General features: G+C 66.5%; 17 protein-coding genes. 12 read left to right on the plus strand and 5 right to left on the minus strand.

What is annotated here, in order from left to right; genetic code table 11:
* The first annotated feature begins 17 nt into the window (after positions 1-17).
* Genes E1832_RS10505 through E1832_RS10525 form a run of 5 tightly spaced genes read left to right on the plus strand, consistent with a single transcriptional unit; the run spans position 18 to position 6,056 of the window.
* Complete coding sequence (locus tag E1832_RS10505) at positions 18-2,084, plus strand: hydantoinase B/oxoprolinase family protein (protein ID WP_133359708.1); 2,067 nt, start codon at positions 18-20, stop codon at positions 2,082-2,084.
* Between the two features lie 6 nt (positions 2,085-2,090).
* Positions 2,091-3,650 carry an AMP-binding protein gene (locus E1832_RS10510; RefSeq protein WP_133359709.1) on the plus strand — a complete coding sequence of 520 codons (1,560 nt, stop codon included), beginning with the start codon at positions 2,091-2,093 and terminating at the stop codon, positions 3,648-3,650.
* Positions 3,647-4,072 carry a Zn-ribbon domain-containing OB-fold protein gene (locus E1832_RS10515; protein ID WP_133359710.1) on the plus strand — a complete coding sequence of 142 codons (426 nt, stop codon included), beginning with the start codon at positions 3,647-3,649 and terminating at the stop codon, positions 4,070-4,072. The genes E1832_RS10510 and E1832_RS10515 overlap by 4 nt, the downstream gene beginning before the upstream one ends.
* An 18-nt stretch (positions 4,073-4,090) precedes the next feature.
* On the plus strand, positions 4,091-5,242 hold the full coding sequence (locus E1832_RS10520; RefSeq protein ID WP_133359711.1) for a thiolase family protein: 1,152 nt from the start codon (positions 4,091-4,093) through the stop codon (positions 5,240-5,242).
* Positions 5,243-5,282: 40 nt separating this feature from the next.
* Positions 5,283-6,056: an SDR family NAD(P)-dependent oxidoreductase gene (locus E1832_RS10525; protein ID WP_133359712.1), complete on the plus strand. Its 774-nt coding sequence runs from the start codon at positions 5,283-5,285 to the stop codon at positions 6,054-6,056.
* A 181-nt stretch (positions 6,057-6,237) separates the two neighbouring features.
* Here the strand turns inward: E1832_RS10525 and E1832_RS10530 are convergent, their stop codons facing one another.
* The 4 genes from E1832_RS10530 to E1832_RS10545 form a co-directional block, all read right to left on the minus strand.
* Complete coding sequence (locus tag E1832_RS10530) at positions 6,238-7,539, minus strand: TRAP transporter large permease (protein ID WP_133359713.1); 1,302 nt, start codon at positions 7,537-7,539, stop codon at positions 6,238-6,240.
* Positions 7,532-8,023, minus strand: coding sequence for a TRAP transporter small permease (locus E1832_RS10535; RefSeq protein WP_206021040.1), 492 nt, complete (start codon positions 8,021-8,023; stop codon positions 7,532-7,534). Before E1832_RS10535 ends, E1832_RS10530 begins: the two co-directional genes overlap by 8 nt.
* A gap of 76 nt (positions 8,024-8,099) precedes the next feature.
* Positions 8,100-9,140 carry a TRAP transporter substrate-binding protein gene (locus E1832_RS10540; protein WP_133359714.1) on the minus strand — a complete coding sequence of 347 codons (1,041 nt, stop codon included), beginning with the start codon at positions 9,138-9,140 and terminating at the stop codon, positions 8,100-8,102.
* A 60-nt stretch (positions 9,141-9,200) separates the two neighbouring features.
* Positions 9,201-11,555, minus strand: a complete 2,355-nt coding sequence (locus tag E1832_RS10545; RefSeq protein ID WP_133359715.1) for a cytochrome P450/oxidoreductase — start codon at positions 11,553-11,555, stop codon at positions 9,201-9,203.
* Between the two features lie 222 nt (positions 11,556-11,777).
* Here E1832_RS10545 and E1832_RS10555 point away from each other — a divergent pair, with 222 nt between their 5' ends.
* From E1832_RS10555 to E1832_RS10570, 4 genes are all read left to right on the plus strand, one after another.
* Positions 11,778-12,458, plus strand: coding sequence for an IclR family transcriptional regulator (locus tag E1832_RS10555; protein WP_133359716.1), 681 nt, complete (start codon positions 11,778-11,780; stop codon positions 12,456-12,458).
* Positions 12,459-13,081: 623 nt separating this feature from the next.
* Positions 13,082-14,290, plus strand: coding sequence for an efflux RND transporter periplasmic adaptor subunit (locus E1832_RS10560; RefSeq protein WP_133359717.1), 1,209 nt, complete (start codon positions 13,082-13,084; stop codon positions 14,288-14,290).
* Positions 14,287-17,415 carry an efflux RND transporter permease subunit gene (locus E1832_RS10565; RefSeq protein ID WP_133359718.1) on the plus strand — a complete coding sequence of 1,043 codons (3,129 nt, stop codon included), beginning with the start codon at positions 14,287-14,289 and terminating at the stop codon, positions 17,413-17,415. Before E1832_RS10560 ends, E1832_RS10565 begins: the two co-directional genes overlap by 4 nt.
* A 150-nt stretch (positions 17,416-17,565) precedes the next feature.
* Entirely contained in the window at positions 17,566-17,910 is a 345-nt protein-coding gene (locus E1832_RS10570) for a hypothetical protein (RefSeq protein ID WP_133359719.1), read from the plus strand.
* 118 nt (positions 17,911-18,028) lie between these two features.
* Here the strand turns inward: E1832_RS10570 and E1832_RS10575 are convergent, their stop codons facing one another.
* Positions 18,029-18,457, minus strand: coding sequence for a hypothetical protein (locus tag E1832_RS10575; RefSeq protein ID WP_133359720.1), 429 nt, complete (start codon positions 18,455-18,457; stop codon positions 18,029-18,031).
* Positions 18,458-18,741: 284 nt separating this feature from the next.
* Here E1832_RS10575 and E1832_RS10580 point away from each other — a divergent pair, with 284 nt between their 5' ends.
* The 3 genes from E1832_RS10580 (at position 18,742) to rbbA (ending at position 23,429) form a co-directional block, all read left to right on the plus strand.
* The gene (locus E1832_RS10580; protein ID WP_133359721.1) at positions 18,742-19,365 is read left to right on the plus strand and encodes a TetR/AcrR family transcriptional regulator; all 624 of its coding nucleotides are present in this window, start codon (positions 18,742-18,744) and stop codon (positions 19,363-19,365) included.
* A gap of 186 nt (positions 19,366-19,551) precedes the next feature.
* Positions 19,552-20,604: an HlyD family secretion protein gene (locus tag E1832_RS10585; protein ID WP_133359722.1), complete on the plus strand. Its 1,053-nt coding sequence runs from the start codon at positions 19,552-19,554 to the stop codon at positions 20,602-20,604.
* Positions 20,601-23,429 carry a ribosome-associated ATPase/putative transporter RbbA gene (rbbA, locus tag E1832_RS10590; protein WP_133359723.1) on the plus strand — a complete coding sequence of 943 codons (2,829 nt, stop codon included), beginning with the start codon at positions 20,601-20,603 and terminating at the stop codon, positions 23,427-23,429. Before E1832_RS10585 ends, rbbA begins: the two co-directional genes overlap by 4 nt.

A 23,429-nucleotide genomic window follows, 5' to 3' on the forward strand; every position in this document is an offset into this window, starting at 1 on the left:
GCGGCAGGGAGGATACCATGAACGCTTTCAACACCATCAAATACAGCCGCGATCCCGAGATCGTACAGCATCTGCGCCCCGAGCCGCCCAGCGACTGGGAGGCGCGCACGATGGAGGGGCTCGACCCGCTGGAGTACGAGATCTTCACCCACAAGATGCACATGATCGCGCTCGAGGGCAAAGAGACCACGATGAAACTCGGCGCCTCGACCGGCATGCGCTGGGGCGATGTGGCTTTCGGCATCTATACCGCGCAGGGCGATCTGGCGGTCTGCGCCACCGGCATCTATCACCATGCCGTTCTCAGCCAGTTGCCGGTGAAATACCTGATCAAGCATCTGGCGGGCGACCCCACCGTGGGCCTGAGAGAGGGCGACGCCTTCTTCTACAATGACCCCTATTACGGCGGCGTGCATAACGCCGACATGGGCCTCTGCGTGCCGGTGTTCGCCGACGGCAAGCTGGTCTGCTTCATCGGGGCTGCGGTCCATACCGGCGAATGCGGCGGCTCCGAGCCTGGCGGCATGGTGAACAGCGCGCGGTCCCGCTATGACGAAGGGCTGATGTGCCCGCCGATCAAGATCGGCGAGAATTTCGAGTTGAAAGAGGATCTTCTGGGCCTGCTCGCGACCGCGACGCGCGATCCGCGCACCATGGTCCTGGACATCAAGGCGCGGCTCGCCGCCAGCCGGATTGCCGAACGCCGGGTGCATGAATTCATGGACGAGATGGGTGCGGATTTCTATGTCGGCGGGCTGCGCCGCATCCTGAAACAGACCGGTGAGGCGGCGCGCGCCAAGATCGCCACGCTGAACGACGGCGTTTACCGCCAGCCGCGATTCATCGACACCACCGGCCCCGAGGCCGCGCTGCTCAAGATCAACCTGACGATCGAGAAGCGGGGCGACCGGATCAAGCTGATCCTCCACGGCTCGTCGCCGATGCTGCCCGACCGGCCGATGAACACCTATTTCCAGGGGCTGATCGGTATGGCGATGGTCTATGCCTGCGGCTGGCTGTTTCCCGAACTTCCCGCCAACAACGGGCTGCTCGAAGCGGTGGAGTGGGAGTTTCCCGAAGGCAGTTTCGTCAACCCGCAGGGCGATGTGCCGGTCTCCTATGCGCCGGCCACCCAGGTGGCGTTCGCCCAGGGCATGTTCATGGCCGGGGCCAAGATGACCTATGCCACCGATCCCAGCCGGGCGGTGGGGGCCTGGTATACCGGCTTCGCGGTGACGGTTTTTGCCGGCTACAACCAGTGGGGCGAACCGATCGCGGACATCACGCCGGAAATCAACGCCACCGGGTCCGGAGGCCGGCCCGGCGCCGATGGGGTCGACGTGGCCGGCGCCTTTTTTGCCACGATGAGCGATTGCGGCGATGTCGAGACGACCGAGGCGGAGCGGCCGTTTCTGTACACTTTCCGCAACTTTTTCAACAATTCCTATGGTCATGGGAAATACCGGGGCGGCTCCGGCGTCGGGCTGGGGCTGAAGGTGCACGGCGTGCCGATGGTGGCGCTGGGCTCGATGGGGTTCGGCTCGCATTTTCCGGCGACCCTGGGCGTCTTCGGCGGACGCGCGGCGCCGCCGGCCTTTGTGCAGACGGTCCGCGGCTCCAACCTCGATGCGCTGATGGCGCAGGGGGGCAGCGATCTGCCGCGCCGTCTTGAGGATCTCTATACCCCCGGCGGCACGCCGGAGGAGGGCACGCGCGATTTCCTCAGTGTTGCTCATCCGCCGGCCCTCTACGAAGGTGGGGACACCGTCTATGCGCCGGTCTCCGGCGGCGCGGGCTATGGCGATCCGTTGCAGCGCGAGCCCGAGGCGGTGGCCCGCGACGTGTCCAGCGGGCGATGCTCGGCGCAGGCGGCACGCGACATCTACGCGGTTGCGATCGACGACCGCACCGGGCTTGCGGACGCCGAGGCGACCGCCGCCCGCCGCGAGGCCGTGCGCAAGCAGCGTCTGGCGCGGGCCAAACCCTATGACGCCTTCGTGGCGGAATGGTCGAAGCTAACCCCGCCCGCCGAGGTTCTGAAATATTACGGTCCCTGGGACGGGGCCGCGGCGCAGGAGGCGTAGGCGACCATGACCGCGCAAACCATTCACGGCCTGCTGGACCAGCAGGCCGCCCGCTACGACAACGCGCCGTTCCTGACCTTCCGCGAGGAGCGCCACAGCTTTGCAGATCTCGACGCGATGAGCCGCCGCGCCGCCGCCGGCCTTGCCGCGATGGGCGTGGCCAAGGGCGACCGGGTGGCGCTGATGCTCGACAATTGCGTCGAGTATCTGGCGCTCTGGTTCGGGCTGTCGCGCCTCGGCGCGGTGGAGGTGCCCCTCAACACCGGCCATCGCGGTGCGGTGCTGTCGCATATGCTGCGGCTGTCGAAGGCCCGCGTGATCGTGATCGAGGCCGGACTGATCCCCGCCTTTGAAGAGGCTGCGGTCGAGCTGAACCAGCCGCCGCGCATGGTCGTGCGCGGGCGCGGGCATGTCGAATCCGCGGTCTCGCTCGATGCGCTGATGACAACCCGGGACGCCCTGCCCGAGGTGGCGGTTTCGCCCCGCGATCCTTATGCGATCATGTTCACATCCGGCACCACGGGTCTGTCCAAGGGGGCGCTGATGCCGCAGGGCTATGCGCTGAACGCGGCGCGGCAGATCTGCGAGGCGACCGGCTATGGCGAGGCCGATTGTCTTTATAACGCGCTGCCGCTGTTTCACGGGAATGCACAGGTGCTCAGCACACTCCCGGCGCTGATGGCCGGCGCGCGCACGGTGCTTTGCGATCGCTTCTCCGCCAGCCGGTTCTGGGACGATATCCGCGCCCATGGCTGCACCGCCTTCAACTATATCGGCACCATCCTGTCGGTGCTGATGAAGGCCCCCGAAAGCGCCGCCGACCGCGACCACCCGCTGCGGGTGATGATGGGGGCGGGTGCCGGAAAGGGGCTGTTCGAGGCCTTTGAGGCACGTTTCGGCGTGTCGCTGATCGAGGGCTACGGGATGAGCGAGATCGGCGTGCCGATCACCAGCGATCCCGACCGCAAGCGTCCCGGTTCCTGCGGGCGGCAGACCACGCAGTATGACCTGATGCTGGTGGACCGCCACGGCCAGCCGGTCACCGCACCGGATACCCCGGGCGAGCTGCTGGTGCGGCCCAGGCGGCCCAACGGCATGATGATCGAATATGTCGAGATGCCTGACAAGACCGTCGAGGCCTTCCGCGACCTGTGGTTTCACACCGGCGATCTGCTGCAGTGCGACGCCGACGGCTTTTGGTATTTTGTCGACCGCGACAAGGATGCGCTGCGGCGGCGGGGCGAGAATATTTCCTCCTTCGAGGTGGAGCGGGTGATCAACGAGATGTCCGAGGTGGCCGAATGCGCGGTGATCCCGGTGCCCTCGGACCTGGGCGAGGACGATGTGATGGTCTGCGTCGTGCCCCGCGACGGGGCCGAGGTGACCGGGACCGCGGTCCGCGCCCATTGCCATGGCAGGATGGCCGATTTCATGCTGCCGCGCTACGTGCGGGTGCTGCCCGCGTTGCCCAAGACCGCGACCGCCCGGGTTGAAAAGCACAAGCTCAAGGCCGAAGGCGTGACGGCGGACACCTGGGATGCCGACCGGGCGGAGGTGGGCGCATGACCGGCACCCCCTCTGCGGCGCGGGCGGCCCCCGAACTGCCGCCGGAACTGGCCCGGCAGTTCCATGTGGACGCAGGCGGAGGGGTCTGGCTGCGCGCCGCGCGCTGCGCGGGTGCGGTGGTGTTTCCGCCGCGCCGCTATTGCGGCGATGCGCTGTCGGACCCCGAAGAGGTGCTGCTGCCGGGCGCCGGCCGGGTCAACTGCGTCACCCGTGTGCAGGTGCGCCCGCCCTATGACCTGCCGCAGGGCTATATGATCGGCTTTGTCGATCTCGACGCCGCCCCGGTGCGGGTGTTCGGCCTGTTCGACCCCGAGGATGCCGATGCGATGGCGCCGGGTCGTCCGGTGTCGCTGACGCTGAAACCGTTGGGCACCGACAACGCGGGCACCCCCTGCCTGCGGCCTGTCTTCGTCGCGGCATGAGCCCGTCAAAAGGATAAGATGACCATGACAACCCCCTGGATTGCAGGCTTTGGCCTGACGGCTTTCGGCCGCCATGAGGAGACCCCGCTGGAGGTGCTGGCGGCGACTGCGGCGCGCGAGGCGCTGCTGGAGGCCGGGATCGCGCCGGGCCGGATCGGCATGGCGGTCTTTGCCAATGCGCTGGCCGCCCGCCTGTCCGGCAGCCTGACCGTGGGGCAGGATGCGCTGGCGCATGTGGGGCTCTCGGGATGCGCGGTTCTGAACGTGGAAAACGCCTGCACCTCGGGCTCCACCGCGTTTCATGTCGCCTGCATGGCGATCCGCGCCGGCGAGGTCGAGGCGGCGCTGGTGGTGGGGGCGGAAAAGATGTTTCACCCCGGGCTTGGCCTGATCGATTCCGGCAAGACGCTGCCCGATACGCTGCTGGGCCGGGTGACGCCCGCGGGGTTTGCCCTGCGCGCCAGCCGGCACATGGACCGCTTCGGCACCACGGCCGAGCAGCTTGCCGCCGTGTCGGTCAAGAACCGCCGCGCCGCCGGTGGCAATCCGCGCGCGATGATGCGCGAGCCGATCACGCTGGCCGATGTGCTGGCCGCGCCGATGGTGGTCGATCCGCTGACGCGGCTGCAATGCTCGCCCATCGCCGATGGCGCGGCGGCGGTTGTCTTGGTGAACGACCGGCTGGCGCGGGAACTGGGGGCGAAGATGCGGGTGCGCGCCTCGGTACTGACCAGCGGCGAATACGACCGGGTCACCGATCTGTCGGAATGGCACACCGATAGCCGCACCGCGCAGATGGCCTATGACCGCGCCGGGATCGGGGCGGCGGACCTGAGCGTGGTGGAATGCCACGATGCCTTTTCCATCGCCGAGATCCTGCATTACGAGGGGCTGGGCCTGTGCGAGCCCGGCCAGGGCGGACGCTATGCCGAGCGTCTGTTGGCAGGTGAGGCGCGCTGCACGCCGGTGAACCCCTCGGGCGGGCTGATGTCGCGCGGTCATCCCATCGGCGCCACCGGGGTCGCGCAGATCATCGAGGTTGCGCGTTTTCTCGATGCGGGCAGCCATCCCAAGCCCGGGGAGCTGGGCCTCGCCCATTGCATGGGCGGGGACAAGGACGCCGACACCAAATCCTGCACCATCGCCATCATAGAACGCTGCGCCGCCTGAGGCGCTGTGACTTGTGACCATTCATGGAGGAGACCGAGACATGGAAGACAAGACCAGACTGAGCGGAAAGACCGCCCTGATCACCGGCGCCGGCGGCGCCATCGGCGGCACCGCCGCGCGCCTCATGGCCGCGCGCGGGGCGCAGATCGTGGCAGTGGACCGCGACCCGGCCGCGCTGGAGGCGCTGGCGGCGGATATCCCCGGCTGCACCACGGTGGTGGCCGACGTGACCGACGAGGCGGCGGTAAAAGCCTATGTCGATGCCGCCATCGGCGCGCATGGCAAGATCGACATCTTCTTCAACAACGCCGGGATCGAGGGGGATTTCCACCCCATCGGCGACTACCCGACCGAGGATTTCCGCAAGATCGTCGACATCAACCTGATCGGTGTCTTTATGGGCTACAAATACGTGGTGCCGCGGATGCTGGAGGCGGGCCAGGGCTCGATCATCGTCACCTCCTCGGTGGGCGGGCTGATCGGCACCCCGCATATCTGCGGCTATACCGCGACCAAACACGCGGTTCTGGGATTGATGCGCACCGTTGCCGCCGAATGCGGCGCCGCTGGTATCCGGTCGAACGCGGTCAATCCCGGCCCCATCGAGTCGCGCATGATGAGTGACGTGGAAAAGGGCATGGGCGCGGGGATGCCCGACGGTGCCGTGCGCCAGATGATGACCCAGATGGTGCCGATGCAGCGCTACGGCACGCCCGCTGAGGTGGCCGAACTGGTCAGCTTCCTCGGCTCCGACGCGGCCAGCTTCGTCAATGGGGCGGTGATGACCGTGGATGGCGGTTTCACCACCGTCTGACCGGGCCCTGGCGCGGCTTGGCGCCGGGTGCGCGGCCGGGCCCGGCTCAAACAGAGCGCGCCCTCCTTCGTCATCGCAAGGACAGCCCGCAGAAAACCGGAGCGCCTCTTCGCGGGCGCTCCGAAGTCTCGCGCGGGGGGGCGGCACCGCCGGCCCGGCGGGCCGACCGCCTCTCCGGGGGTCAGAACGCCTGCGACGGCAGCCAGAGCACAAGCGCGGGGAAGGCCACCAGCAGCGTCAGCCGCAGGATATCGGCGAGGATGAACGGCACGATGCCCCGGACCACGGTCGCCTGTTTCACGTCCCGCGCCGCAGCCTGCACGACGAACAGGTTCATCCCGATGGGCGGCGTGATCAGCCCGATTTCGGCGACGGTGACCACGACGATCCCGAACCAGACCAGGCTGAAATCCAGGTCCACGGCGACCGGCGCCAGCAGCGGCACGGTCAGCAGGATCATTGACATCGAATCCATGAAACAGCCCAGAACGATGTAGAAGACCAGGATCAGGATCATGACCGGGGTCGGCCCGAGGCCGGAATTGCGGATCTGCTCGATCAGGAATTGCGGAAGGCCGGTGTTTTCAAGAAAGAAATTGAACAGGGCCGCCCCGATCAGGATGAAAAAGATCATCCCGGTCAGACCCGTGGTCTCAAACACCGAGGCCTTCAGCGTCGTGCGGTTCAACTCGCCGGAGAACAGCGCCAGAAGAAAGGCGCCGACTGCGCCCACAGCCGCGGCCTCTGTCGGCGAGAACCATCCCAGATAGATGCCCCCGATCACCACGAAAAAGAGCGCCATCACCGGCCAGACCTGCCCGGTGCGCCGCAGCCGGTCGTGCCAGCCTGTCCGTTCGGCGCGCGGGGCGATCCCGGGCGTCAGCCGGACCCGTACCATGATCGCGCCGGCATAGAGCGCCGCGCCCAGCAGCCCCGGCACCAGGGCGCCGATAAAGAGCTGGCCGATCGAGCTTTGGGTCAGCAACCCGTAGATGACCAGAAGCACCGAGGGCGGAATCAGGACGCCCAGCGTCCCGCCGGCCGCGACGGTGGCGGTGGACAGCGACGGATCATAACCGTGCCGCTTCATCTCAGGCAGAGCGACCCGGCCGATCGTGGCCACGGTGGCCAGCGACGAGCCGCAGATCGCGCCGAACACCGCGCTTGCGCCGACCGTGGTGATCGCCAGCCCGCCCTTGCGGTGTCCGATGTAGGCGTTGATCACGTTGAACAGCGATCGCGACAGGCCGGCATGCGAGGCGAACACCCCCATCATGACGAACAGCGGTATCACCGAAAAGGAATAGGGAAAGATCGACTCGAAGGGGCTGGACCCAAGGATGTAGGACGCCCCCATCCAGCCGTTCAGATACCAGTAGCCGAGGGTGCCGATCACGCCCATGGACACCGCCACCGGCAGGCCGAGGCCGATCAGGACCAGTGCGGCGGTGAAACCCAGCAGCCCGAGGATTGCGTCACTCATGATCCGGTGTCCCTTTCAGCGCCTGGTGCAGTTCGAGCAATACGCCAAGCATGGAGGCGGCCAGCCCGACCAGCAGCGGGTACCAGTACAACGCGACCGGGATCCCGAGTTGCTGGGACTTGTCACCGAACATCGTGCGGGTCTGGAAGGTGAGAAAGCCCTGCCAAAGCATCAGCGCGAGTAGGCTCAGGGTCAGGGCGGCGGCCATCAGCCGGAGCGAGACCGCCAGACTGTCCGGCATCAGTGCCAGCAGGAAATCCACGCTCACATGCGCTGCGGACATGAAAGCATAGGGCATTGCAAGCCAGGCGCCGGTCACAACGAAAAGCTGCACCAGATCGACCACGCCTTCGATCGGCAGGCCGATCCGGCGGCCCAGAACATCGGCGACCGTCACCACCGCAGCGGCGCCGTAGGCGGTCACACCCGCCATCGCCATCACCGAGACGAGGCCCCTGGCCCGTTTCGCAAGCTGTCTTGCCAATCTCTTTCCCCCATCCCGTCAGGCTCCGGTCCGCGTCACGACGCGGGCCGGAACAGTTGTCAGGCCGTGACCGGCATCACTCCTGATGCGCGGCCTCATACTCCCGGATTTTGTCCTGCATGGCTTTGTAGATATCTTCGGCGTTATCAACGCCGGCATCCTCGACCGATTGAAGATAGGCCGCCATCATGGGCTGCAGGGTCTCTTCCCAGCGGGTGCGCTGCTCGTCAGAGAGGGTGATGATCTCATGGCCCGCGTCGATCGCCTCCTGGCGTGCGGGCGCATCCCATTGATCCCACCAGTCGCCGAATTTCGCGACCAGATCGGCGCCCGAATATTTGTCGATGCAGGCCTGGGCCGTGTCGCTCAGCCGGTCGTAAGAGCGCTGGTTCATCACGTAGAAGAACGAAACGGTATAGGCGCCAAGATCGAGATGGTAGTTCAGCACCTCGTTCAGGCCAAAGCTCTTGACCGGATCCCAGGGGAAAACGGTGCCGTCGATGACGCCGCGCTGCAGGCTTTCATAGACCTCTCCCGGCGGCAGACCCTGCGGATCGGCGCCCAGAAAGGACAGCATCTCGGAGACCGCCGGGCTGGGGGTGCGGATGCGCAGCCCATCCATGTCCTCAATCGTCTCGACCTTCTTCTTGCCGGTGTGCAGCAGGCCGCCGTTGTGGGCATGAAGCGCCAGAACTTTCAGCCCCCGGTATTCTTCGGAGAGATACTCGGGGTAAAGAGACCAGAGCGCATAGCTTGCCGCGCCGGCGTCATCGGTCAGGAACGGCATGTCGATCAGCGAGGTGCGCGGGAACCGGCCGCGCGGGATGCCGTGCAGGCCATGTGCGATGTCGACCACCCCGGCCATGACCTGTTCCTGCTGGCGCGCGACATTGCCCAGCTGCGAGCCGGCTGGAAAGATCTCGAACTCGACCTCGCCGCCCGTGCAGGCGGTGATCTGCTCTGTCCAGGGCACGATGAAATCGGTGTGAATACCGTGAACCGCCGGCAGGTAGTGGCTGACCTTCAGCTTGGTCTTGGCCTCGGCGGCGACCGTGCCGGTCAGGGCCATGATGGCGGAAAGTGCCGCGCTGGCCAGAAGATTGGGTTTGCGTGTCATCTGAGAATCCTCCCTGTGATGTCTCGGGGGTTTAGGGGTGCTTGGGCCGGTCACCGGGCGTCAGAGCGCCAGCTTGATCCGGCCTCCGTTCTTTGCGCGCGAACAACAGGCCATCATGCGGCGGTTTTCCGCCCGTTCCGCCCGTGTAAGCACCATGTCGCGGTGGTCGATTTCTCCTGACAGCACATCGACCTCGCAACTGCCGCACAGACCTTCGCAGCAGTCGGAGGCGACGTCGATGCCGGCGGCCTGCATCGCGTCCAACAGCGTCTGGTCGGCGGCGACGGTCAGGGTCAGGCCGGAGTCCTTCAACTCGACGTCGAAGGCCTGTTCCTTGTCCGGGTCGAGCCCGGTATCATGTGCCGAGAAGTGTTCGAAATGCAGTGTGCCCTCGGGCCTGTCCGCCGTCAGATCCTCCAGTGCAGTGATCATTCGCTCCGGGCCGCAGCAATATATCTGGCCGCCCTCGGGCAGGGCGGCGACGATTGCCGGCAGATCGGCGCGGGCGCCTTCGTCCTTGATGTGGAGGCTCAGGTGGTCCGAATGATCGGCCTGCAGCCGACCAAGCAGCGCCATGGTCGCGCGCGCGCGGCCGCAATAGTGGATCGCATAGGGTTTCCCCAGCGCCTTCAGCCGGTCGGCCATGGCGAGGATCGGGGTCACGCCAATCCCGCCTGCGATCAGCACATAGGCCGGCGCCTCCTCGTCCAGGCGGAACAGGTTACTGGGCCCGCGCAGGCGCAGTTCCATCCCCTCGCGGAGATGGTCGCAGATATAGCGCGAACCGCCGCGCCCCTCGTCCTCGCGCAGGATGGCGAGGTCGTAGCCCGGCGCGTCGGCCTGGCCGCAGAGCGAATATTTGCGGTCGTACCCGCCTGCGACCAGCTCCACATGCGCCCCGGCACTCCAGCGCGGCAGCGGGCGACCCTTGGCGTCTTCCAGTGTCAGGCCGACGATGCCGTCCGCCTCTTGCCGCACGTCTGCCACGCGGACCTTGCGGGCGATGTCGCGGCGAGACGGCGCGCCGACCGGGAAATACAGATTGTCGTGGGCAAGTTGCAGGTGCTCCCGCTCCGGGTTCAGCGCCGGATCCCATTCGACCCAGAGGTGATCCGGGCCGCGAAACGAGGTGTTGGGCAGATAGGTGAACGCCTGCTCGGCCAGCCGCAGGTGGGGCAGGCGGCGGGTGAACTCCTCAAGAAAGATCCGCATCTCCATCCGGCCGATGTTCTTGCCCATGCACTGGTGGCTGCCATAGCCGAAGGTCAGGTGATCGACGGCGTTGTCGCGGTAGATGTCGAATTTGTCGCCATCCTCGAAATGCCGCTCGTCCTGGTTGCCGGAGGCCTGCACGATCAGCAGCTTTGCCCCCTCGGGCAGATCGACGCCGTTCAGCGTGGTGGGGGCGGTGGTCTGCCTCCGCCAGGCGACGATCGAGCCGGCATAGCGCAGGCATTCCTCGACCGCGTTGGGAATGAGGCTCGGGTCGGCGCAGATGTCGTCCCATGCCTCGCGGTTGGACAGCAGGGTCTTGAACATGTTGACGGAGGCGAGCGAGGTGGTCTCATGCGCCGCGACGATGATCGCCATCATCATCGAATGCACATAGCTGTCGGTGACCACGTCGGGCATTTCTGCATTCTTGCGGATGGTTTCATGCATCCAGCCGGTCCCCTCGGGCTCGGCCTTCATCTTTTCGATGATCTTTCCGGCATATTCCCAGAACCGGCCGACGTCGTGGGCGACGGCGATCTGCTGATCGTCGGTGGGCTTGCCCCAGGTGTTGACCGAATGCGCGACGGAGAAGGTGCGCAGCACCGCGATCTCGTCCTCGGGAACGCCGAGGAAATGCAGCGCCACGTTCAGCGGCACCTCATAGAGCATCGCCTCGACCAGATCGACGCGGCCCTGGTCGATAAAGGCGTCCATCTTTTCTCGGGTCAGGCGGCGGACCATCTCCTGGTGGTGTTCCAGATTGGCGGGGATGAAGTGATCCATCAGTGCCCGGCGTCGCTCCATATGCGCCGGCTCGTCCTCGTTCACCATGGTGCGGTTCATGGCATAGCCGTAGCTTTTCAGCACCTCCATCGCTTCGGGCGTGGCGGGGGTGACCTTTTCCAGCACGTTGCGGGGCGAGAACAGGATGCCGTCCCGGAACACCGCCTTGATGTCGTCATAGCGGCTGACCACCCAGTAGCCGAGCTTGGGGCTGTAGAAGACCGGCAGCTGGTCGCGCGACCAGCGCAGCGCCTCGGCCGGATCGAGCTGATAGGGGCCTTCGAAGGCATCGAAAGCGCGGGCCATGGCGGCCGGGTCGGTGACCGGACAGCCGTCTTGCGCCGCCTTTTCCGCGCCGGCGCCGCCGAACGGGCAGGTCTGCGAACCGATTGATGCCTGTTGCGCCGAATCCGTCATCGTCCCGTCTCCTCCCGGTTATGATGTCCGGTGCCTCGTTTAATTTGCTAATAGTGAACATGCAATCGCCAATATCGTTACGGTATGTGCGGATATAGAGATGCGTTGTTGCCCGGGGGGCGGAATATGGCTATTTGCGGCCCCGACGCAGAACCGCAGAACCGCAGAACCGCAGAACCGCAGAACCGCAGAACCGTGGGACAGGGCAGGACAGGGAGCTGAATGGCACAGGGAACGCTCCAGACACTGGATCGCGGGATCGAGGCGCTTTTGCTGGTCGCCCGCACGCCGGGCGGGCTCAAGGTGGGCGACCTCGCGGAGCGGCTCTCCCTGCACCGCGCCGTGGCGTATCGGATCGTTGCGACCCTGTCGGGGCATGGCATGGTCCGGCGGTTGGATGACGGGCGCATCGTGCTCGGCGCCGCAGCGTTCCAGCTCGGGGCGCAGGCTGCCGACAGCATCCGGACGCAGGTCCGCCCGATTCTGGAGGATCTGGCCGAAAGGACCGGCGCGACCGCCTTTTTGTCCATGGCCGAGGGCGACGAATGTGTCGTGGTCCAGACCGCAGAGCCGCGGCAGGCGATGGTCAACATCCATTATCGGGTCGGCACCCGGCACCCGGTGAGCCGCGGGGCGGCTGGCATTGCCATTCTCTCGGCGCGTCCCGCGCGGCCGGACGACACCGAAGAGATCCTCTTCGCCCGCGCGCATGGATACAGTGCAACCCGTGGACAGTTGCACAAGGGGGCCGTCGGCGTGTCGAGCCCTGTGCGCCTGCCCGGTGAGGCCTTTGCCGGGATGGAGTATTCCATTGGCGTCGTCGCGCTGGAGACGCTGGATCAGGAAACTGCGCGCCAGGCCGTCCTGGAGGCGGCCCGCACCCTGTCCGAACGCTTCGTCTGACAACGCCTTTGTCCCTTGTCCGGGCGCGGCATTTGTCGAACGGGGGGGCAGCGCAATTTCCCGGATGCGCGGTTTCAAGGCCTTTGGCGGTCGCATCGCCGCAAAAGGCATGACCGGGAACCCGTCGAAACCCACATTTTCATCGTCCGTTTGAGCGGCCTCGCCGCCACCGGGATCTTTCGCCGGCATGAGGTCAATGGGGGGGGAGGATCATCCTGTCCCTGGCGTGAGGGCTGCAACAACGCCTTGCGGGGCGGTCAATTGGATAGTAACCAATTACTATCAAGTGTGAGGGTCGAAATGATCGCAGGAAGATTGACAGGAACCGGGCCTGAGTTGCGGCAGGTCAACCCGCCGCTTTCCACAGTGTCGACTTTCCAGGGAATTCGTTTGCTGGCGCTGGTTTTCACGGGGCGGGCTGGCCTGCGCCCGGCGGAGCCGTTCGGGCAATTCTGTGCCTGGCAGGGCGCGCAAGCGCTGCCAGGGATCAGGCGCCGGTTCGACCCGGACAAAGAGGAAGCTCGGCCGTGAAGATACCGCGCGGATTACGACTGATTGCGCCGATCGCACTCGGGGTTTGCGTCGCGGCATGGTTCATCTCGACATCCGAGCCTCCGGGGCGGGTGAAGCATGCAGAGCGCAGCGTGGTCGCGCACACGATCACGGCCGAGGCCGTGTCGCTGCGGACGGTTGTGCGCGGCTATGGCAACGTCAAGGCCGCGCGCAGCTGGGAGGCGGTGGCCGAAGTCGCCGGCACCATCATCCGGCGTCACCCCGATCTGGAGACGGGCAACATCCTTCCACCGGGCACAAGGGTCCTGAAGATCGATCCGACGGTATACGAACTGGCGGTGGCCGAGGCCGAGGCGGACCTGAGGGCGCTGGCGGCGGATCTGGCCCAGCTCGATGTCGATCAGGCTAACACCAGCCGTCTCGTGGCGCTGGAAGAGAGCCGCCTGCACCTTGCCGAGGCCGAACTGGCGCGGGTCCGGGATCTGGTCGAGCGCGGCGTGGCGGCGCAATCGGCGCTGGATTCACAGGAACGCACCACCTTGCAGGTCCGCCGCGGTGTCGAGGAGCTGCGCAATGCGCACGCGTTGATCCCGTCGCGGCGCGCCCGGCTTGACTCGCAGATGGCGCGGACCAAAGCGATTTTGGCCCGCTCACGGCGCGATCTTGAAAAGACCGACATCGTCGTGCCCTTCGATCTGCGGGTCGGCCGGGTGCATGTCGAACGGCATCAGTTCGTCGGGGCCGGCCAGCCGCTGATCAGCGCAGATGGCATCAATCGTGTCGAGATCGCCGCACAGATCCCGGTGATGTCGTTCCGGCGCCTGCTGGCGGGCACGGCGCCGGGTGACACGATGACGTTTTCGGGTCTTGCGGAGCGTTTGGCAAAGGTGTCCGCCGAGGTGCGGCTCGTCTCCGACCCGTCGCAGAGCTGGATCGGCCGTCTGGTGCGGGTGGAAAGCGCGCTGGACCCGCAGGCCCGGTCCGTTCCCGCCGTGATCGAGGTGGACAACCCCTATGCCGGGGCCAATCCGCCCCTGCGGTTGCCGCTGGTCCCGAACATGTATGTCGAGGTCGTGCTGACTGGACCGGACGCGCAGGCGCGCGTCACCCTCCCCGACAGCGCGATCCACGAGGGCGGCCTGGTTTATCTGCGCGACAGCGACGGCCGGCTTGAGCTGCGCGACGTCTCGGTCGCCTGGCGGCAGTCGGGGCAGGCGGTGCTGGCAGGCGGTGTGGCCCCCGGCGAGGAGGTCATTCTCGATGATCTGATGCCGGCGATTCCGGGCCTGCGGGTCGACCCGGTGGGGGCGTCGGAATGATCCGCTGGTTCACCGAACACCCGACCGCGGCCAACCTGTTGATCGTGCTGATCTTCGCTGCCGGTCTCATGGCCGCGCCGACACTCAGGCGCGAGACCTTTCCCGACTTCCGGCCGGTCGAGGCGGAGATCAGCGCCATTTATCGCGGCGCCGCCGCCGAAGAGGTCGAGGACGCGATCTGCCGCCGGATCTGGGACGCGGTCGAAAGCGTCGAGAACCTGGAAGAGCTGACATGCAATGCGCAGGCCGGCATCGGCCGGGCCACGGCCACGATGGCGCCGGGCGGTGACAGCGCGCGTTTCGTGAACGATCTGCGCACCGAGGTATCGGCGGTGGATGATTTCCCCGACCAGGCCGATCCGGCCATCGTGCGGGAATTGCATCGCACCGACAACGTGACCTCCGTCGCGGTGGCGGGGGATCTGCCGGCGGCGCATCTGGAACGGTATGCGGCAGCGCTTCAGGATCGTCTGTCGGCGCTGCCGGGCGTGGCAAAGGTGACGATGTCCGGGTTCGGCACGCGGCAGTTCCGGATCACGGTTCCGCGCGCGGTGATGGAACAGCACGGTCTGACGGTGACGGCGCTGGCCGCGACAATCGACGCGCAGAGCGTCGACCGGCCGCTCGGCAGCCTGGACACCGGCGACCGCGAGATCAGCCTTCGCTTTACCGACGAACGCCGCAGCCTGGCCGGACTGGGGGATCTGGTGGTGCTCTCCGAACCGAACGGCGCCGAGCTGACACTGGGCCAGATCGCGACCATCTCCGAAAGCTACGCGCCGGAAGAGGAGCGCGCCTTTCTCGACGGTCAGCGCGCGGTGTTCCTGCAGGTCGACAAGGCGCTGGGCGCGGACGCGCTGGAGGTATTCGACAGCGTCGAGCGACTGGTTGCGGAAGAACGTGCGGCCCTGCCCGACACGCTGCGGCTCGAAATCGTCAAGGATATGACCAGCATCGTGCGCGACCGGCTGGTGATGCTGGTGCAGAACGGGATCATCGGGCTGGCTCTGGTGATCGCGGTGATGAGCCTGTTTTTCCGACCCGGTTTCGCGATCTGGGCCGCGATGGGGCTGCCGGTGGCCATCATGGGTGCCTTTGCGGCGATGGCGCTTCAGGGATTGTCGCTGAACATGATGACCCTTGTCGCCCTTCTGATGGCGATCGGGATCGTGATGGACGATTCGATCGTGATTTCCGATTCAATCGCCGAGGCCGCCGCCCGTGGTGCCTCGCGGACCGAGGCGGCCATAATCGGCGCCCGCGCCGTGATGCCGGGCGTGCTGTCATCCTTTGCGACCACCATCGCGGTCTTCGGGCCGCTCGCCTTTCTCGCCGGGGAATTGGGCGCGGTTCTGGAGGTCGTGCCGCTGGTCCTGATCGCGGCGCTGGCGGCGAGCCTGGCCGAGGCGTTCTGGGTGCTGCCGCACCACCTGAGCCACGGGCTGAAGAGCGCGGACAAGCCGCCGTCGCGGTTCCGTGCAGGGTTCGACGCCTGGTTCGAGCGGTTCCGCGAAAGGCGGATCGGCGCTGCGGCCGATCTGGCGATCCGCCACCGATACCTGGTCACCGGCGCGACCATCGCGGCGCTGATCGTGACCGTCGGGTTGATGGCCGGCGGCTATCTCAAACGCGAGGCGATTCCGGCCATCGACGGCGACGTTCTGGAGGCCCGCATCCTGATGCCGCAGGGCACGCCGCTGACCCGGACAACCGGGGTGGTGGACCGGGTGACCGCCGCGCTGAATCTGGTCGACGCCACCTTTGCCCCGGATCAGCCCGGTGGCGCGGCGCTGGTGAAATCCGTGCAGGCCCGCTTCAACCACAACGCCACGGCGGGCGAATCCGGCCCGCATGTGGCGACGATCAGCGCCGATCTTCTGGGCGCCGAGACGCGGACCGTGACGCTGGACGAGATCGTGACGCAGTGGCACGAGGCGATCGGCGAGGTGCCCGGCGCGTTGGCCATCCTGCTGACCGAACCGAGCATCGGCCCACAGGGGATCGCGATTGAAATTCGTTTGTCCGCGCCGGACCTCGATGACCTCGCAGTCGCGGCGGACCGGCTGTTGACCGAAACCCGGACCTATGCCGGGGTCTTCAACGCCACCCACGATCTGCGCCCCGGCAAGCCGGAGCTTCGGTTGCGGCTCGCCGAGGGGGCGACCGGATTGGGGTTGAGCGCGCGCGAGGTCGCCGATCAGATCGGGGCGGCCTTTCTGGGCCGGGTCATAACGACGGTCCAGAAGGGGGACATCGCGCATGAGGTCGAGCTTGAGCAATCGCCCGAGGACCGCGATTCCCGCGACGATCTGCGCGATTTCACCGTGACGCTGCGGGGCGGGCAGCAGGTGCCGTTGTCAACGGTGGCGCAGATCGACGAGGCGCGGGGCTGGTCCTCCATTTCCCATGTTGACGGACAACGCACGGTCACCGTTCAGGCGGACGTCGATACCCGTATCGGAAACGCCGACGCCATCGTGTCCCAGCTGGCGACCGGGTTTCTGCCCCAGCTCGCGGCCGCGACGCCGGGGTTGCATTTCGAGATCGGCGGGCAAAGCGCCAATTCGGCGGAAACGGTCGCGTCGATCCTGCGCGGTTTCCTGATTGGGCTGGTCGGCATTTATGTGGTTCTGTCGTTCCAGTTCCGCAGCTACGTCGAGCCGGTGATCGTGATGGTGTCGATCCCGCTGGCCTTTATCGGCGTGGTGCAGGGCCATCTGATCATGGGGTACAACATCTCGATGCCCTCGCTGATCGGCGCCGCGTCGCTGGCCGGGATCGTGGTGAATAACGCGATCCTGCTGGTCCAGGTTGTCAAACAGCATGCCGGCGCGGGGATGGATCTGGCGCGGGCGGCCGGGCAGGCCAGTCGCGAGCGGTTCCGCCCGATCCTGATGTCGGTGTCGACCACGATGATGGGGCTGGTTCCGCTGCTGATGGAGACCAGCACGCAGGCGCAGACGTTGAAGCCGCTGGTGATTTCGGTGGTTTTCGGCCTGTTCTCGTCAACCCTACTGGTCCTGCTCGTGCTGCCCGCCTTTTACGCCATCCTTGGCGATCTGGGCCTGGCGCAGGTCCAGAGAAAACACAGCGACGCGCCGGATCTCGGCCGGAAATCAAATTGACGCAGGAGGGAGCTGACCATGCGAGGTGAAACCAATTGCGGGTTGCGTTCAGGACATGCCCGCCAGAGATTTGCGCTGAAATCGGGTGCGCCGCGCCCGACGCGGCGCGCGCCGGTCGCCGAAAGAAACACAGGCGCCCTGGTGCAATGTGTGAAGACCGCGGCCCTGGCGGTCGCGATCCTGGCCGCCTTCTGCGTCGAGGGGAGCGCGCAGGACATTCTCTCGGGGCAGGACATCCGGTCCCGGATCGTCGGTCACAGCTTTCACGGCAGGAAAGGGATCATGTCGGTGTCCTTGCGGTACGCCGAGGACGGCACCGTGACCATGCGGGCACCGGTCGGCGCAGGGGCGGGAACCTGGTCGCTGTCGGACAACCGGCTGTGCGTCAAGATCGTCACCGGTCCGCGCAGAATGGACGAATGCCTGACGTTCACCCGCCTGTCCGACGGAACCTACCGCGCCTCGAACGGCATGCGGCTGACACCGGCAGAGTGAGGCGCGTGCGGGCCTGTCGCATCGGCTGAGGTGCTTTGCAAGATCGCCGCCTCAAGGTCTTGCGCGATGAGCTCGGCCCGGGGCGCGAGGTTCTTCGCCGTTTCGCCACCTTGCCGTTTCAAAGCGGGTTTCGGCCCTTGGTTTGCGCCACGTCGGAAACGGACCTTGCCGGCTTGCGCGGCGCCACGGCAACGATGATGGCCCAGACGAGTGTGCGCAGGCCCATCGCGCCCGCCGTGCGGATCTCGTAGGCGCCGCCAAGCGCCACATGCACCCAGAAGGCGATCATCACCAGTATCGTCGCAACAAGGATCGCGATCGAAAGCCGCACCGCCCAGCGCCGCCGCCGGAACAGGCCGATGCCAGCGCCCACATAGGCAAAGCCGGCCAGAAAATTGAACCACAGCACGAACGGAACCGCATTGCCGACTGCGGCGCGCGCCGCGGCGTCCCCGAACAGCGCGCGTGACCCCGAGAATACAGTCAGAAGCCCGAAAACGACGGCAACCGCCGCCGCGATCGCCAATCCCCGCTGTCTGGTTTGCATTATCCTATCCTCTTTCAGCCAAACGGTCCGGCACATGTCCGCAGCCTGTTTCCAAGTCATCCAGCTCCTATCGCAAGGTGTGTGCCCTCTGCCTTGCACGGCTCGGCGGCTGGGTGCCGACATCCCGCCCTCTCCCACGAGTCGGCGCTGGCGGATGCGCTCGAATCAAGATAGTAATTGATTACTATATTATATCAAGCCATGATGGATTGTGACGCATTTGATCGCCGGCGCCCTCTCGGGGGCGCGGTCGGCTGTCCAAGCCTGGAAGATGGAGGATTGCAGTGACCCGGACCAGACCGAAGAAGATCCCGGCGGAAGAGCGCCGGAACGTCACCGTCGAGGCGGTGATCGAGCTTGCCGGCTCTACCAACCCGGATTCCATCACCACCGCCGCCATCGCCAAGCATATGAAGCTGACGCAGGGCGCGATCTTTCGCCACTTCCCCAACAAGGATGCGATCTGGATGGCGGTCATCACCTGGGTGTCCAAGAACCTGATGGCCCGGATCGATCGGGCCGCCAGGGACGCCGAGACGCCGCTTGGGAAAATGGAGGCGATGTTCATGGCGCATGTCGGATTTGTGGCCGACCATCCCGGCGTTCCGCGCATGCTGTTCGGCGAGCTTCAGAGCGCGCGAAAGACGCCGGCAAAGAGCCTCGCGCAGAACATGATGAAACAATACGCGGCACGCCTGTGCGAATTGATCGCGGCCGGCAAGGCGCGTGGAGAATTGCGCCCGGACCTGGATGACGCGGCGGCGGCGACGCTGTTTGTCGGCACCATTCAGGGGCTGGTCATGCAGTCCCTGATCGCGGACGACCTGGGAAAGATGCGCGTCGACGCGCCGCGGGTCTTCGCGATCTATCTGCGGGGCATCTCGATGCCACCGGACATCGGGGCATAGGGAAGACGGCGTCATGAGGATCAGCTTTCTCGGCGCGGCGCGCGAAGTCACCGGGGATCGCGAACTCTTCAGCGTGGTCGGGACCGCGGAACAGGCCGCCGTCGTGTTGACGAACGTCCATGGCGGCCGCCCCCCGGATCGGACGGGGGTCGTGGCGAAACCCGGCGCAGAGGGAGGTGCCTAGCGATGTCGCGAAAAATCTCGATCGCCCTTGTTGTTGCCGTCCTGGCGGCATTCCTCGGCTACACGCTCTGGAAGACGCTCCTGGCGCCGAGCGGGTTGCCCCCCGACGGTTTCGCGCGGGGCAACGGCCGGATCGAGGCCGACCTCATCGACGTCTCTACTCGGCTTTCGGGGCGGGTGGCGAAGATAACCGTGCAGGAGGGTGATCTGGTGGCGGCCGGTGACGTTCTTGCGGTGATGGACACGGCCGAACTCGAGGCACAAAAGGCGCGCGCGCAGGCCGCGGTGGACAGCGCCGAGGCCGCGGTTGCGGTGGCCCGGGCCGGGGTGACCAGGGCGGGGGCGAACCTTGCGCTCGCCAATAGCGAACTCGCCCGCGCCGAGACCCTGAGCCGCCGCGATGTCATCTCGCAGGCGAACTTCGATATTCGCCGGACCGAGGCGCAGGTGGCCGAGGCCGGCCTTGCCGCCGCACGGGCCGAGGCGCGGGCAAAGGAACGCGCGGTCGATGCGGACCTTGCGGTCCTGCACGAGATCGAAGCGCGGATCGCCGACAGCACGCTGCATGCCCCCGAGGCGGGCCGCATCCTCTATCGTCTGGCGCAGCCCGGCGAGGTGCTGGGCGGCGGCGGCAAGGTTCTGACGCTGGTCAGCCTGGGCAATGTCTACATGGAATTCTTCCTGCCGGCGACGGCGGCGCCGCGGGTGCGGCTGGGCGACGAGGCGCGCATCGTGGCCGATGTGATGCCTGGTGCGGCCATCCCCGCCACCGTCAGTTTCGTCGCCCCGCAGGCCCAGTTCACGCCGAAGCAGGTCGAAACCATCGAAGAGCGCGAAAGCCTGATGTTCCGCATTCGCGTGCGGATTCCGCCGGATCTGGTCAAGGCCCGCCTCGCGCAGGTCAAGACCGGGGTGCGCGGCGTGGCCTGGGTCCGGCTGGTCGGACCGGACGGCAATCTGCCCGGCTGGCCCGAAGGGCTGACACCCCCCCTCGCGGTGTCTCTGCCGGCGCCGATGGGGGCTGAGGCCGGGTCCGATGCGGAAACAGGGCAATGACCGACCCCGGTGAGAGCGGTTGCGTTGCGAGCCTCAGGGAGGTGAGCCATCGCTATGGCAAGGTCACCGCGCTGGACGGGGTGACACTGTGCATCCCCAGGGGCCGGATGGTGGGGCTGATCGGGCCGGACGGCGTGGGGAAATCGACACTGATGGGGCTGATCGCCGGGGCAAAGAGGCTGCAGACCGGTCGCATCTGGACGCTCGGCGGTGACTTGTCCAGCGCCGGATTCCGCGCCGATATGGGGCGGCGGGTGGCCTTCATGCCGCAGGGTCTGGGCCGGAACCTCTATCACGATCTGAGCATCCGCGAGAATCTCGAGTTTTTCGGCAAACTCTTCGGCCAGAGACGGACCGAACGGGCCACGCGGATCGCGCGTCTGACCCGTGCGACCGGTCTTGCGCCGTTCCTCGACCGCCCCGCCGGAAAACTCTCGGGCGGCATGAAACAGAAACTCGGGCTTTGCGCGTCGCTGATTCACGATCCCGATTTTTTGTTGCTGGACGAGCCGACGACCGGCGTCGATCCGCTCTCGCGGCGCCAGTTCTGGGATCTCATCGGAGCGATCCGCAAGGACCGCCCGGACATGAGCGTCCTGGTCTCGACCGCCTATATGGAAGAGGCCGAGGGGTTCGAACACCTCATCGCCATGAACGAGGGCCGGATACTGGCCGAGGCCAGCCCCGCCGCGCTGATGACACGGACCGGCGCCGCCAACGTCGGGGCCGCCTATGTTGCCCTGCTCAATGGCGAAAAGCCTGCCCCGGGCGAGGCGCCGAGCGCACGGAGCCTGAGCGCACCGATCCCTGGCGCGCAACTCCCGGCGGCACGGACCCCACCCGCACCGGTCCCCGCCGCCCCAAGCGCCGATGGACAACCGGCGATCAGGGCGCGAAACCTGACCAAACGCTTTGACGGTTTCACCGCTGTCGATGGCGTCAGTTTCGAGATCGCCCGCGGCGAGATCTTTGGTTTCCTCGGCTCGAACGGCTGCGGCAAGACCACGACCATGAAGATGCTGACCGGGCTGTTGCCCGCCACCGAGGGCGAGGCATGGCTCTTTGGCAAGCCTGTCGATGCGCAGAACCTGTCCGCTCGCCGCCGGGTCGGGTTCATGTCGCAATCCTTCTCGCTTTATGGCGAGTTGACCGTGCGCGAGAACCTACTGCTCCACGCCCGCCTTTTCCATTTGGGCAGGGCCGGCACGGCCGAACGCATGGCCGATCTGGTGCCCCGCTTCGGGCTTGCGCCCTATCTCGATCAGACCGCCGCCGCGCTGCCGCTCGGGGTGCGGCAACGGCTGTCGCTGGCGGTCGCGGTGATCCACGGGCCCGACATTCTTATCCTCGACGAGCCGACCTCCGGCGTCGATCCCCAGGCGCGCGACGCATTCTGGAACATGCTGCTGGACCTGGCGCGCAAGGACGGGGTGACGATCTTCATTTCGACGCATTTCATGGACGAGGGAATGCGCTGTGACCGGATCTCGCTGATGCACGCGGGCAAGGTCTTGGTGACCGGCGCACCCCGGGCGATCATCGCGGACCGCGGCGCGAAAACGCTCGAGGAGGCGTTTATCGCCCACATGGTCGACGCCATGCCGCCGGAGGCGCCGGAAAGCGATGCTGCGCTGAGCGGCGGCGAGGCGGCGCCAGCCGGCGCCCGGGCGCCGCGCTTCAGCCTGGCACGGCTTCTGGCCTTCACCGCCCGCGAGGCGATGCAGGTGCGCCGCGATCCGGTGCGGCTTGTCTTTTCGTTTGTCGGCAGCGCGGTCCTGTTGCTGGTCATGTCGTTCGGCATCTCGCAGGAGGTCCGCGAAATTCCCTTTGCCGCCCTCGATCAGGACCGCAGCCCGGAAAGCCGCGCCTATCTGTCCGGGTTCCAGAACTCCCGGTGGTTCCTCGAACGGCCGCCGATCGGCAGCGCGGCGGACCTCGATCGCCGCATGTCCAGCGGCGAGCTGGCACTGGCGCTTCAGATCCCGCCCGGGTTCGGCCGTGCCCTGCGCCGAGGCGAGACCTCTGACATCGCCGCGCTGATCGACGGCACCGACACCAGCCGCGCCGGAACGGTGGAAAGCTATGTCGAGGGCGCGCATAACCATCTGTTGTCGGTCGGGGCGCGGTCCGCGCTGGCCCTTGCAGGCCACGGGCCGGCGGCCACCCCGGCGCAGATCCCGCCGGCGCGGATCGAGCCACGTTTCCACTACAACCCCACGATGGAGAGCCTGCCCGCCATCGGCCCCTCGATCCCGCCGCTGCTGCTGTTGCTGTTCCCGGCGATTCTCATGGCGGTCAGCGTGGCGCGGGAAAAGGAAATCGGGACGATCACCAATTTCTATGTCACCCCCACCAGCCGCGTCGAATTCCTGATCGGCAAGCAACTGGTCTATGTCGCGATCACGCTGTTGAATTTCGTGATCCTGACCGCGCTGGTGGTCACGGTTCTGGGTGTGCCGCTCAGAGGCAGCCCCGCGGCGCTGCTGCTTGGCGCCACGCTCTATGCGGTGGCGGCGACCGGCTATGGCCTTCTGGTGTCGATGATGGCCAGCACGCAGGTCACTGCGGTCTTTGCCGCGGCGATCCTGTCGGTGATGCCGACGCTGCAATTTTCGGGGATGATCACCCCGGTTTCATCGCTGGAGGGGCCCGCGCGCATTCTCGGCACGCTCTGGCCCACGACCTGGTACATGGGGCTCAGCGTCGGCACCTTCACCAAGGGGCTGGGCCTGTCAGAGCTTTCGGGGCATCTGCTGCGCCTCGCGGCCTTTGGCCCGGTGCTGACCGCGCTCGCAGTGCTCTTTCTCAGGAAACAGGAACGCTAG

The organism is Antarcticimicrobium luteum (assembly GCF_004358185.1).
GTDB classification, from domain to species: domain Bacteria; phylum Pseudomonadota; class Alphaproteobacteria; order Rhodobacterales; family Rhodobacteraceae; genus Antarcticimicrobium; species Antarcticimicrobium luteum.